This is a genomic window from Sphingorhabdus sp. M41, assembly GCF_001586275.1.
Taxonomy (GTDB): domain Bacteria; phylum Pseudomonadota; class Alphaproteobacteria; order Sphingomonadales; family Sphingomonadaceae; genus Parasphingorhabdus.
Map to the genome: position 1 here is coordinate 2,675,860 of NZ_CP014545.1, position 12,611 is coordinate 2,688,470.

Sequence of the window (12,611 nt, forward strand, 5' to 3'; positions counted from 1 at the left end):
ACTGATTCCAAAGCCGGGAAATAAATATGCTCCTCAACCGCGAACGTGCCGATCAAATTATGGATCGCGAAGATGTGCAGGCACTGATCGCCTCCACCCCGATCAACACATATTATCTAAGCAGCTGGGCGACGGATGCCAGTTGGGGGTTTGGCGACCTTGCCATGGCAATCCTGCCGCGGGATCACGCCAAGGAAAGCGCAGTTCTGACGGTTGAAGTCGATGCAGGACAGCCGCAGCAGCGCGACGGCACATGGATGCGGATCGTAAGGGGCTACGCCCGTAAGCCAGGGATCGGCGCAGGCGGTGTGCAAACCGATATGGTTGTAGAGACGGACTTGCCGCAAAACCACCAGGAGGCCGTTGCCGCCTATCTGAAAGAATTGGGTCTGGAAGGTTCGCGCGTGGCCTTTGAAGATCGAGGCCTCGGTCTGGATGTCCAGGAAATCTTGGGCGAAGGATTCGAGCCGGTAGGCGCCCGGGATCTTTTGCGCGAAATTCGCATGGTCAAAACGCCTCTCGAAATGCGCCACATAAGAGCCGCATCCCGCAAGACCGAACTGGCATTGCAAGTCAGCGCGGAGGCAATTGCCGCCGGTGCTAACTGCGCCGAGGCAGAACGCGTATTCTGGTCTGCCGCTGCATTGGCCGGTGGACGACCTGTTTTTCTGCTGATCACACCCTATCGCCCAGGTCATGGACGTCTGGCGAAAACCGATACTCTTGTCCGAGGCGACATGGTTACGTTCGACGCAACCGCAGAATTCGACCATTATACCAGCGACATCGGTCGAACGGCAGTGATTGGTGAACCAAGCGCGGAACAGCTACGATGCTATAACGCGACCCGGCAAGGTTGGAAAAACTCGCTTGGCGAATTCCGGCCAGGCAGAATGTCTTTCGAGATCGAGGAGGCCGTTTCACAGGCGATCCGTGATGCCGGCAATCCCGAATTCAAGACCTGCGGCATTCACTCCGTCGGGCTGGAGCATACGGATCACCCTCACCCGGGTGGCGGCATCCACAAGTTCGAACTGGTCGACGGCATGGTATTGAGCTGCGACCTGCCATGGATCGGACCGGAGGTAGGAAAGTTCCATTTCGAGGACCTCATCTACCTGTCCGATGGCCAGGTTGAGATCATCAACGATTCAGATGGCCGGCTTCTTTCATGCATGGATGGCAGGACTTATCTTGTCGATTGAACCCAACTATCCCGGCCTCAAACGCAGCTGGTGGCCTATGCTGCTGCTCTTTCTGGCGGCGAATCTTTACAGCATCGACAAGTCTATTGTCGGTGTCCTTGCCGAGCCAATCAGTCAGGACCTGGCACTGAACGATGTCCAGATGGGTCTGCTTCTCGGGTTGGCTTATACGGTTCTCAACGGAATCTGTGGCCTCTGGCTCGGCAGCTTGATCGACCGGCATACCCGATGCAAAATCCTGGGCGGCGCGATCATATTGTGGAGCCTGGCAACCGCCGCGGGCGGGCTCGCTCCGGATTTCAAAACCTTTTTTGCCTTACGCGCTCTCGTCGGTCTTGGCGAAGCAGCCGTCGCTCCGGCTGCCGTATCGCTGATCGCCGATATGTTCTCCCCGCAGCAGCGAGGACGTGCGATTTCGACCTATCTTTTCGGGGCAACAATCGGGACCGCCCTTTCCTCGATCATCCCCGGCTTCATTCTCGATTTGAACTTGCATCTGTCGCTGCCAATTTATGGCCTCGTGACCCCGTGGCGTGTCAGTTTTCTGATTTGCGGGCTGGTCGGTCCAGTCGTGGGCATCTTGTTTCTGACTGTAAGGGAGCCTGCACGACGGGGGCAGGCCAATGCGGATTCAGGCGCCATGAAAGTCATGAACAAGCTGCAGTTCATATGGTTGCACAAGAAAATATTCGTCCCGCTTCTCAGCGGTGTTTGCCTGTTCTACATCGCCTTTGTTGCGATCGCGTCCTGGATGGCAACCTTCATAATGCGCAAGTTCGATATCGGCCTGCCGGCATTCGCAAATGAAATGGGTCTTGCCTTGCTGATTAGTGGGGCACTCGGTTATTTTTCCGGTGGCCTGGCTGCTGATTCAAAATTTGGCCGCGGAGCGCGCGGAAAATTGACTATCATGGCCATTCTGCCCGTTTTGGCAGTGCCCGCCACCCTGGCTGTGGTCGCCCCCACACCGCTTGTCGCTCTTGTCCTATTGTGCACGATCATGGTTGTTGCACCGGTACTCAACGTGTCGCTCAACACCACGGTACAGGACCTCCTGCCGAATGAAATGCGCGGTTTCACATATGCATTTATCAGCGTTATTGCCGCGCTCCCGGCAGGCGCTGGCGGCCCACTCGCTGTGGCATTCGTTACCGAATATGTTTTTCAGGATCAGGAGGCAATTGGATTGTCCCTGCTCGTAGTCTGCTTGCCAGCGCTGGTTCTTGCCAGCCTGGCCTTTGCCATGGCCCGACGCGCAACAGCCGTTACACCCAAGGCTGCTGAAGAAGGCGAGATGGCTTCCATGCTGGTCGCCCCGAAACCAATTTAGAGGGAAGAATAATGTCCAACCAAAAACGCCAGATGATTCTCGCGACTTTCATCCATAACAGCGGTTCACATCCTGGTGGCTGGCGATATCCGCAGTCCGGGCCGGTCGATCAGCATGATTTCGGACATTATGCACGCCTCGCGCAGAAGGCCGAGCAAGGCAAGTTGCACGTCTATTTCTCCGGCGATTCCCAGGGTTTTCCTCATATCAAGGGTAAAGACGCTTTCGCGACGACCGATTATGCGGGAAAACTGGAGCCAACGACCTTGCTTGCAGCACTGGCGGCAGTCACTAGCCAGATTGGTCTGGTCGCAACGGTTTCGACCACCTTCAACGAACCATATTCAATCGCTCGACGCTTCGCGTCACTCGATCATATCTCCAATGGCCGCATTGGCTGGAATGTCGTGACATCCACCGGGTCGATCGAAGCCCGGAACTTTGGCTTCGACGAAATCATGGACCACGACCGTCGATACGATCGGGCCGAAGAATTTGTAAACGTCGTTCGAAATCTCTGGGACAGCTGGGAAGACGGCTCCATCACTCGTGATGCCGCCTCTGGCCGTTATTTCGATCCCGAAATGGTGCATCAACTCAACCACGCAGGCGAATTTTTCAAGGTAGCCGGACCGCTGAATGTCGCACGTCCACCTCAGGGCCACCCCGTCATAGTGCAAGCTGGTGGATCTCCCGCAGGACGGGCTCTAGCCGCGCGAACGGCCGACATGATCTTCACAGCACAGAATGAGCTCAGCGGTGCGAAAGACTTTTATAAGGACATGAAATCGCGCGCAAAAGGCTTTGGCCGCAATCCGGATAATCTGAAAGTGATTCCATCTGTGCAGTTCATCATCGGGGGCACGGAAGCCGAAGCCAGCCGCAAACAGGAAGAGTTGCTTGAACTAATTCCCGAAGCACTGGCTCTGCAGACCTTGCAGGTACAAATCGGCGCCGATCTCTCACATTGCTCCCCTGACGATTATCTCCCAGAAATCCCCAAGACCGAAGGTGGTCAATGGGTTCAGGATCAAATCGTCAAGATGGCACGCGACGAAAACCTGCGGATAGGCGAACTCGCCAAACGCGTCGTCGTTTCCCGGGCCAGCCTGATACGGTCCGGTACTCCGGAACAGATCGCTGACTTCTGCGCGGAATGGTTCACCGAGGGAGCCGCCGACGGTTTTTCCGTTACGCCAAACTATCTTCCCGACAATCTCGAAGAATTCATCGATCAGGTTGTACCAATACTTCAGAAACGTGGCCTGTTCCGCACAGACTATGAAGGCGGAACGCTACGCGAGAATATCGGACTGGAACGCCCGGAAAATAGCTTCGTCAACGACCCTGCGCTCGGTTGCGAACCAAGGATTTGGCAATAATCATGCGGAGGCTCTCGTTCGCACTGGCGCTGACTCTTTTTGCTCAACCCGCTTTTGCGGAGAACATGACGGCAAATAATTTCTCGCCGGCCGACGTGAGCGCGAATGCTCCTGAAGAACTCGATTATACAGACCCTGCAAGCTGGGCAGCGTTCCCCGGACAAGGCGGGCCAGCCCTTACCGTTCCATCAGAGGCAACGCCGATCGCACTCGATCCACAGGTCGATGTTTTCTACATTCATCCTACAACGGACAAGGCCCGGGACTATATCAACCAGCCAGTCCTGAAAGATGTCAAAGGACGCCAATGGACGGACGAGAGTGTAATTGCGCGACAAGCCTCTGCCTTCAACGCCTGTTGCAGTCTCTACGCGCCTTACTACCGCCAAGCGACCGCGGGCGCATTTATCAATCTTTCGGTAATGGAAACAGCTTTCGATATTGCCTATTCCGATGTGCGTCGCGCGTTCGAACATTTCCTGGCGATTCGCGAGAATGATCGCCCGTTCATCATAGCGGGCCACAGTCAAGGCGCGATGCACACGCGGCGACTGCTGACCGAACTGATTGACGGAGAACCGATTTCAGAATCTCTCGTCGCTGCCTATGTCATCGGAGTTGGTGTCAGCAATGGAGATTTCGGACGGACCTGGCATGATTTACAGCCATGCAGAACTCCCGCGCAGACGGGCTGTGTAATATCATGGAATTCCATGCTGCCTGACAGCGCTCGGGCGGAATATGCAAAACTCGTGAAATCGACTTATGTCGCAAAATTCGGCAGGGAGGGCAGCGACCTGCTCTGCATTAACCCACTCACCTTCAATACCGATGCGCCATCCGCACCGGCGGAACAGAGCCTGGGCGCAATTCCGGGAGAGCCAGGCGCTGGTCCCGTAAGCCGAATCGCATCGGGAAAACTTTCAGCCTATTGCGCCAAAGACGGGCTACTCATCGTTGAACCCGCAACCGAACTCGATTTACAACCACTACCAAGCGGTAGCATGCATTACCACGATATCGGCCTCTTTTACGAAGATGTTCGCAGCAACGCCATGTTGCGATCCAGAATATTTCTCGAGCGCAAGGCAGCATCGAAAGCGCAAAAGAAATGACTGCGCTAATCCTTTTTTAGCTCCACCATAAGATCTCACAGCAAGACTCTGGCCCTTGGGTCTGCAGATAATAGGGCACCGATGATGTCCCCGCTCCATAGATATAATGAGAACTTCATTTCATCATCTGATGCCTGCGTCGGATCCCTGCGCTGCGAGCGTCGGCTTTCAGCTTAAAGCCGCGAGGCCGTTCGATAGCGATGACTTTGGCAGCAACAATCTATCGCCGCTGGCGCGCATGCACGTCGAAGATGATTGTAAAGATGTCAGATTTTTATTGAGTGATTGGGAACCTTTTAACGAGATTTGGTTATTAGCTTGTTCAAACCGGTTCTTTTTCAACACAGATCCGAGCTTTCGGCGAATTAGGTGGGTAAACCTAAGCCGTTTAAAACCGTTAATCGCTTCGTAGTAGTTTTGATGGCGGTCTCAGGAGTTTCAATGCGCGTACTGACTTGCCTCTACCATGAACATAATCTGTGGATTGTGGCCTTGGCATCGCTGATGTGCCTGGTCGGCTCTCTAACATCAGTAAAGCTGTTTCAACGTACCTTCACTGAGTCCGGTGCACCCCGGTACCAATGGTGCTTCCTGTCCGCTTTTACTGCAGGATCAGCAATTTGGGCCACTCATTTTATTGCCATGCTCGGTTACCGCCCCGGCGTTCCGGTAACACTGGATGGTACATTGACCGTATTATCGGCACTGATCGCAGTTGTCGGCACAGCAGTGGGCTTGTTGGTCGCTTCGTCACGCAACCGCTTTATAGCTGTCGTCACCGGCGGCGGGATTATCGGTCTGTCGATAGCATCCATGCATTATGTTGGCATGTTCGCATATCGAGCCGACGGTATTGTCAGATGGCTGCCGGAATATGTGATTGCTTCCCTTGTGCTGACTGTCATCCTTTCAGCCCTGGCCATCGACCAGGTAAGAAAAATTGGCATGGCAAAAAATATCGGCCTGCCCGCAGGATTATTCGCTGCGGCTATTGTTACCCTGCATTTTACCGGCATGGCAGCCTTCACCGTGGTCCCCCTTCCCGGCGTGCAAGCGGGCGCGGACAGCGAAACCTTTACCGCATTGGCGGCGGCAATCGCAATGGTCACATTGATCATCATCGGCGCCGGCATTTCGACCCATCTGGTCGACCGGCGGACCAGATCAAGATCTCAAGAGCAGCTTCACCATATTGCACTGCACGATGCATTGACCGAAGTGCCCAATCGCCGTGCTTTTTCCGAAGCCTTGAAAGTCGAATGCGACAAGCTGAAAAATCATGGTCACCATTTTGCCTTGTTAATGATAGATCTGGATCGATTTAAGCCGATCAACGACACGCTTGGCCACCCGGTGGGTGACATAGTTCTTCAAAAAGTGGCCTGGCGGCTAGGTCACGCTGTCCGCCAAGGGGATTTGGTTGCCCGAATTGGCGGGGACGAGTTTGCCATAATTGCTTATGGGCTCACGGCGGAAGATGAAGCAGAGGCATTGGCAGCTCGGGTTGTCGAAATTCTGGGGCGTCCGTTTGTCATCGAGGGACAAGTCGCGGAACTTGGAGCAAGCGTCGGGGTCTGTCTCGCGCCCCATCATGGGAATGACCCCGAAACACTGGTACAATATACTGACATTGCATTATACTCTGCAAAGCGGAAAGAAGAGCGGGGATATCGCTTATTTGAACCATCATTGCAGGAGGTTATACAACGCCGCCGTTTTCTCGAAACCGATCTTCGCCGTGCCTGTATGCGGGAAGACTTCAGGATTGCCTATCAACCCGTCATCGACTCTGCCACGGGCGCCTATACCGGGGCAGAAGCCTTGTTGCGATGGACTTGTCCGGAGCGGGGTGAAGTCCAGCCCTCCGAATTTATTCCGATCGCAGAAGAGTTGGGACTGATTTCGAGAATCGGCGCCGGAGTTCTCAAACAAGCTTGCCTTGACGCCGCTTCCTGGCCGGAGCATCTCGACCTGGCGGTCAATATTTCCCCCGTTCAATTGCTCGACCCGCGGTTACACCAAACCGTGATGCAGGCATTAGAGAGTTCGGGCTTCCCTGCCACGCGCCTGGAACTGGAAATTACTGAAACGGCGCTGCTTGGCAACGACGAGATTGTCATGCGCACTCTCACCAATCTACGAGATTCAGGTATTCGAATTTCGCTCGATGATTTCGGCACGGGCTATTCATCGTTAAGCTACCTCCACCGCTTTCCGATTTCCCGGATCAAAATCGACAAATCTTTTGTCCAGCAGCTGCCTACCGATGTTGGCAGCGCGTCCATTGTCCGCGCGATCGCGCAGCTTGGCGCAAGCCTTCAAATGAAAACAACCGCCGAAGGCATCGAAACCGATGAACAAATGGCATTTATTACCGAGCACGGATGCAATGATGTGCAGGGCTTTTTGTTCAGCAAGCCGATTAGTGCGTCGTCCATCGGCGATCTGTTCCAGGGCGAAAAAAATAAGGCTGCAGCATGAACGCATATAGCTCGCACAAACAATTCTCACGCCTTCTCTATATCAGCTCTCTTGATGTGGAAAATTCCGGCGAACGACCGGAACAAACCGCTCGTGAAATAGCGGAAGCCTCTGCAGCGCATAACCGACTGGCTGACCTGACTGGCAGTCTGCTCTTCATTGACGGGTGCTTCATCCAAATTTTGGAAGGGCCGCCGGAAGAAGTGGAGAAGACTTTTGAACGTATTTGCTGTGATTTTCGGCATATCGATCTGCGACTGATAGACCTGATCAGTGTTTCAGAGCGATTGTTTGAGCACTGGGATATGGCTTGCCTCTGTGAAGATGAAGAGACGTCTTTGGCGTTGCGCGACGGATTGCAGGAAGTCCGGTTTCTGGTCGGGATCAACGCAAGCCAGGCCACTCTGCAAATGCGCAGCCTGCTTGATAGTCAATCTGCCGGCAGCAAAGATTAAAAATCAACCTGTGACTTGGACAACGACACTGTTTCCGTCGATATGCTGATTCCGGCGCATAGCCGGGGACGGTAGCGGACTATCTCGGCCGCGAAATACCGCAGCACTGCGTCGATTATGGCCATTTGCAAGACTACAGTCTGCACTTTTGCAAATTTCAGAAAAAGTAGTGCGAGACGCACTCTGTCGCGAACCGGCCTCGCCAATTCATTTCCCTGCATAGCAGGGGATCTACAGGGAATTTGTCATCCTGGAAGCCGTCTGCGCGTCATACCTAGTGACTCTGTCGCAGTTTTCTGGCGTTATTTTTCGGTATTTCCCTGGGTTTTCGATCAGGCAAACAAATCAGCTTTTCAGGGAGTGCCACCCGTCCAGCAGGTGATTTCGATAGCGGGGGCGAGTGCGAGCCCCGTATTTACCGGCCGGCCCTTTGGCTGCTAGATCGACGGTTTCGTTGCAGGAACAAGGTCTATAAAAAACACAAGTCAGCCAACGCAATCTACTTGGTCGATCACAATATCGACAAATTCCCGTTCCGCATTCGCGAAATCAGAGTCGACAACGGTCACAACTTCTAGGCCAAGTTCAATTGACGTGTCGAAGAGCTTGGCATCAGACACACCTGTATGAAACGTGGCACTCCACCACTCCACCACTCAACCGCAAAGCGGAACGATTCCACCGCCCTGATTAGCAGGAGTTTTACTAGCCGCAAAGCTATGGTGGCGCCGTCGATCTGGAAGCCAAACTGGATCAATGGAAGCGTCTTTTTAGATTCCTCAGATACATGGCGTGTTCAATGGAAGAACCCCCTCACGAAGCGCATATCGAAAACTTATAAGGCCTCCAACTGGATGTCTCCCCAGTCACCCGATATTATGCTCGACCCGTTGTTGTCGCATGCCCGGCAGCAATTCGAAGCGCGGGTCGCTTTCCGAAATTGCGGCCATGGTTTTCGCAGCGCGGCGGCTGATCTGGCGAATTCGTTCGCGTGTCAGGCCAGTGTGGTCGGAAATCTGGTACTGGCTGTCATTGAGGAAGATTGAGCGAACAATGATTTCGCGGTCACGCTCCAGCCGTCCCTCCAATTGGGCAAGTTCGGCTGGATCGATAGCGTTGATCGTGGAGCGAAAACCAATCGGCAGGTCCGGACGCGCTTTACGAAACGCTTTCGAAGGTTTCGCGCACTTTTTCAGTTGCTGTATCCCGGCCTTGCGCTCGTGTTCGATATAGGCGTTGATTAGCGCTTCGGTTGCGGACCGGGCGAGATAACTTCCCGCACCCGATTCGGTAAGGTCGAAGGCATTTTCGTCCTCGATCACCGTTTCAAGGGTTGCGGACTCACCATCGGAACCTGGGCTCGGCGTGTGAATAGAGACCGTTGTGGCATCGACTTTTTTGGCTGATGGTCGCTGATCCGTCATCAAGCGGAAGCGCAGCCCTTGCAACTCGCCACGCAACTGCCAGTTGATATGAGTGGTAAATTTGGCCTTGTCGGGGTCATAGCTGTTTAATGCGTTGTGGACGGCAATGGCGCAAACTTGTTCAGCGTCTTCCCAATGGTCGTGCAACCCGTATTGACGGATGAAATGGCGGATGCGCGGTGCGATCAGATTGAGGATCGCGGAAAAGGTCCGATCTGCTTCCAGTCGTTGACGAGGCGTCGCTTGTTCAACTTCCTTCGTCCGTCTTGCCAGCATTGTAGCGACGAGGTCTTCAAGCTTGCGAGTTGTCGTTGACATTATATTCTCCTCTATTCAATCTGGTATTCAGTTCGAAAGAAGAAATTAGGCCGTCATCAATAAGGTTATGGGTCCGCTGCCGTAGGTATTTTCCACTACGTATATTTACCTAGTCAGGATGCGGCGTCACGATTTTGGGATCGTTACAGAGCGTAGCGATCCGGTCGAATATTCCGGTCGATATACCCGTCCAGCCAGTTTCTATGTGCAAGCGACGCGTTTCCGGCGGCGGCAATCCGGCGGTGTGCTGCGTCTCCGCCCACCTGGGCTTTTAACAATATCTGGGCGCGCTGTTCATCGATACCACCGCGCAGATATCGCAGCGCGTCTCCCAGACCGAGATGATGGCCGAGATAGGCACTGCGCGCGAGAGTCTCGGGACTGTCATCGACCTTTGCTCCCGCCCGCCGCAAGCGACTGAGATTGTGTTGAGCATAGTCGGCAGTCGTGTGGATCGCTGCCTCACCGTCATAGCGCAGCGCCAGCAATTGTGCCCGCGCGCCGCTTTGCACTTTGCCGTTTGCACCGACCAGCCCACTCTCCTGCGCCTTTGCATTGAGCCAGGTGCCCTTGGTCCGCGCCATATCGATCCAGGTTCCAGCCAGAAACTGGCCCAGCCCTGCGGCACTCGAGCGGGGATTGCGAGAACGTATATTCCACCGCCCATCGCGGTGTTTGCTGGCCTCGGCATCAACGATCGCGGCGAGCGCTGGGGCTGGTATTTGAGTCCGCCGTGCGGCATCCGAAATTGCGCCGGCAAACTGCGCATTGGGACCAAGGCCGGCAAGTTCGGTCGCTGCAGGGAAGCGTCCGACTTCCGCTGGTGCGAGCGCGACTTGCGGGATCGCAAACGCAGTGGATGCGGATGTATCGCCTACGCCAGACAGTTTGGCCCCTCCAGATATGGTTGGTTGATGCCCGGCGCTTTCCTGTTGATCACGGATTAACGCGAGTAGCGTGTCGAGATTGGAGCCATTCTTGCTGGACGGGATGAGCGCTGACGGCCGAGCGCGATCGTTTTCCGCTGTTCCGCCCATCGCTGCCTGCCACAGGCGTTCGGACATGTCAGCGCGCGCTTGCGCATAGATGAGCCGAGCCTTTTGAACCGTGCTTAGGCCGGAAAGAAGATCACTGCCGTTTATGATGCTGCCCCTATTCTGGAAGCGCGCATATGATGGGTGAGCGCCCATTCGTCGCTCGCATCTTGTTCCCGGCGCGATGCCGCGCGCTGATGCTCATGACGAAAGCGTTCAGCGGCGTTTTCGAGAGCGTGGACGAGCGCTAAAAGCGCGCGGGATTGATCGCGTAAATCGACAAGACCTGACTCTACAGATACAAGCCGATCCTGCAGGTCGGTACGCTCGCTGCGGCACGCGGCCAGATATCTATCGCATGAGAACCCCTGACTGCTCTGGCTATGATCCTCAATTTCGCGGAGCATGGTGATAGAAAGCTGTGTTATGGCGCGCACGATATCCTTTTGCTCCTGAACCGATTGCACAAGGTCCCGGCGCAAGTTATCCAGCTCCTGCTGTCTCAGACGCAAAATAGTGTCGAAAGGCGTCTTCATTCCTCTGCATCTCCTGCAAACAGAGCAGCGAGCTCAGAAAAAGCCGTTGCGGGGCAGGCCTTATCCTGCGGTGTTTGGCCGAGAATCCGCTCGATTTCGGGGGCCAGCTGGATGGCCTTGTCGATATCGGCATTGGCCCCGGTCTTATAGGCCCCGAGACGAACCAGCTCTTCGACATCGCCATAGGTGGACAGGATCTGGGCAGCTTGCTGGCGCAATTCATTCTGCTCTGCAGAATGGCAGCCCGGCAAGGTTCGCGACACCGATTTGAGCACATCGATCGCCGGGTATCGTCCGCGTTCAGCGATCGTGCGGGTCATGACAACGTGACCGTCCAAGATACCGCGAACCGCGTCGGCAATCGGCTCATTATGGTCGTCTCCATCAACCAGAACCGTAAACAGCCCAGTGATAGAACCGCCCTGCGGACCTCCTGGTCCAGCGCGTTCCAACAGACGTGGCAATTCGGCGAAAACGGTGGGTGTGTAGCCTTTGCTGGCCGGCGGCTCGCCATTGGCGAGGCCAATCTCGCGCTGAGCCATGGCAAAACGTGTCACCGAATCCATCATGCACATAACCTGTGCGCCAGCGTCGCGAAAATGTTCCGCGAGCGCCAGCGTCGTCCAAGCAGCTTGTCGCCGCAATAACGCGGGTGCATCTGAAGTCGCGACCACCACGATGCTGCGAGCCAATCCTTCGGCGCCAAGATCGTCTTCAATGAATTCCTGCACTTCGCGTCCGCGTTCGCCGATCAGACCGACGATGGTCACATCGCACTCGCTCCACCGTGCGAGCATCGATAATAGAGTGGATTTTCCGATGCCCGATCCGGCGAATAGCCCAAGACGCTGCCCGCGGCACAGCGGGGCAAAGATATCGAGCGCCTTGACTCCGGTGGTTAGTTTGTCGCCAACCCGGAGGCGCGATGCGGCGGCGGGAGGCTCCCCCTTGATCGGGCATATGTGCGGCCCTCGCGGCAGTGGACCTTTGCCGTCGATAGGTCGGCCGAGGCCGTCTACTACCCGCCCGAGCCAGCCATGAGTGGGCCGGAGTGATAATTCGCGGGACACCAGTTCGACCCGGGTTCCCGCGGCGAGTCCCTTGGGTTCACTGAACGGCAGGCAGGAGGCGGTTCCACGGTTGAGAGCGGTAATCTCGGCATCGACCGAGCCATGTTCGCTTTCGATCACCACGTGCGAACCGATACGGCCTGCACTCAGGAACCCGTCGACCTCGATTAACGCACCGCGCACGGCCACCACGCTCCCGAAATGACGATAGGGATCGGTGCTGCGGAGAGCGCGTGTCATGGCTGCGAGATCGGACATCGT

The 12,611-nt window shown here is 55.4% G+C and carries 10 protein-coding genes; 6 read left to right on the top strand and 4 right to left on the bottom strand.

Annotation, left to right across the window (positions count from 1 at the left end):
* Positions 1 to 26: 26 nt before the first annotated feature.
* From AZE99_RS12615 to AZE99_RS12640, 6 genes are all read left to right on the top strand, one after another.
* On the top strand, positions 27 to 1,205 hold the full coding sequence (locus AZE99_RS12615) for a M24 family metallopeptidase (RefSeq protein WP_067201704.1): 1,179 nt from the start codon (positions 27 to 29) through the stop codon (positions 1,203 to 1,205).
* Positions 1,195 to 2,535 (top strand): MFS transporter, encoded by a 1,341-nt coding sequence (locus AZE99_RS12620; protein ID WP_197460192.1) that lies wholly within the window; start codon positions 1,195 to 1,197, stop codon positions 2,533 to 2,535. Before AZE99_RS12615 ends, AZE99_RS12620 begins: the two co-directional genes overlap by 11 nt.
* Before the next feature lie 11 nt (positions 2,536 to 2,546).
* The gene (locus AZE99_RS12625; RefSeq protein WP_067201708.1) at positions 2,547 to 3,917 is read left to right on the top strand and encodes an LLM class flavin-dependent oxidoreductase; all 1,371 of its coding nucleotides are present in this window, start codon (positions 2,547 to 2,549) and stop codon (positions 3,915 to 3,917) included.
* 65 nt (positions 3,918 to 3,982) lie between these two features.
* The gene (locus tag AZE99_RS12630; protein WP_197460193.1) at positions 3,983 to 5,032 is read left to right on the top strand and encodes a DUF3089 domain-containing protein; all 1,050 of its coding nucleotides are present in this window, start codon (positions 3,983 to 3,985) and stop codon (positions 5,030 to 5,032) included.
* A 369-nt stretch (positions 5,033 to 5,401) separates the two neighbouring features.
* On the top strand, positions 5,402 to 7,513 hold the full coding sequence (locus AZE99_RS12635) for a putative bifunctional diguanylate cyclase/phosphodiesterase (protein ID WP_156472252.1): 2,112 nt from the start codon (positions 5,402 to 5,404) through the stop codon (positions 7,511 to 7,513).
* The gene (locus AZE99_RS12640; RefSeq protein ID WP_067201714.1) at positions 7,510 to 7,968 is read left to right on the top strand and encodes a BLUF domain-containing protein; all 459 of its coding nucleotides are present in this window, start codon (positions 7,510 to 7,512) and stop codon (positions 7,966 to 7,968) included. The genes AZE99_RS12635 and AZE99_RS12640 overlap by 4 nt, the downstream gene beginning before the upstream one ends.
* 866 nt (positions 7,969 to 8,834) lie before the next feature.
* Here AZE99_RS12640 and AZE99_RS12650 read toward each other — a convergent pair.
* The 4 genes from AZE99_RS12650 to fliI form a co-directional block, all read right to left on the bottom strand.
* Positions 8,835 to 9,710, bottom strand: coding sequence for a sigma factor-like helix-turn-helix DNA-binding protein (locus AZE99_RS12650; protein ID WP_067201720.1), 876 nt, complete (start codon positions 9,708 to 9,710; stop codon positions 8,835 to 8,837).
* 143 nt (positions 9,711 to 9,853) lie between these two features.
* Positions 9,854 to 10,774: a peptidoglycan-binding protein gene (locus AZE99_RS12655; protein ID WP_231862611.1), complete on the bottom strand. Its 921-nt coding sequence runs from the start codon at positions 10,772 to 10,774 to the stop codon at positions 9,854 to 9,856.
* A gap of 74 nt (positions 10,775 to 10,848) precedes the next feature.
* Entirely contained in the window at positions 10,849 to 11,280 is a 432-nt protein-coding gene (locus tag AZE99_RS12660; RefSeq protein WP_067201722.1) for a hypothetical protein, read from the bottom strand.
* Positions 11,277 to 12,608 carry a flagellar protein export ATPase FliI gene (fliI, locus tag AZE99_RS12665; protein ID WP_067201724.1) on the bottom strand — a complete coding sequence of 444 codons (1,332 nt, stop codon included), beginning with the start codon at positions 12,606 to 12,608 and terminating at the stop codon, positions 11,277 to 11,279. Before fliI ends, AZE99_RS12660 begins: the two co-directional genes overlap by 4 nt.
* Between the last annotated feature and the right edge of the window lie 3 nt (positions 12,609 to 12,611).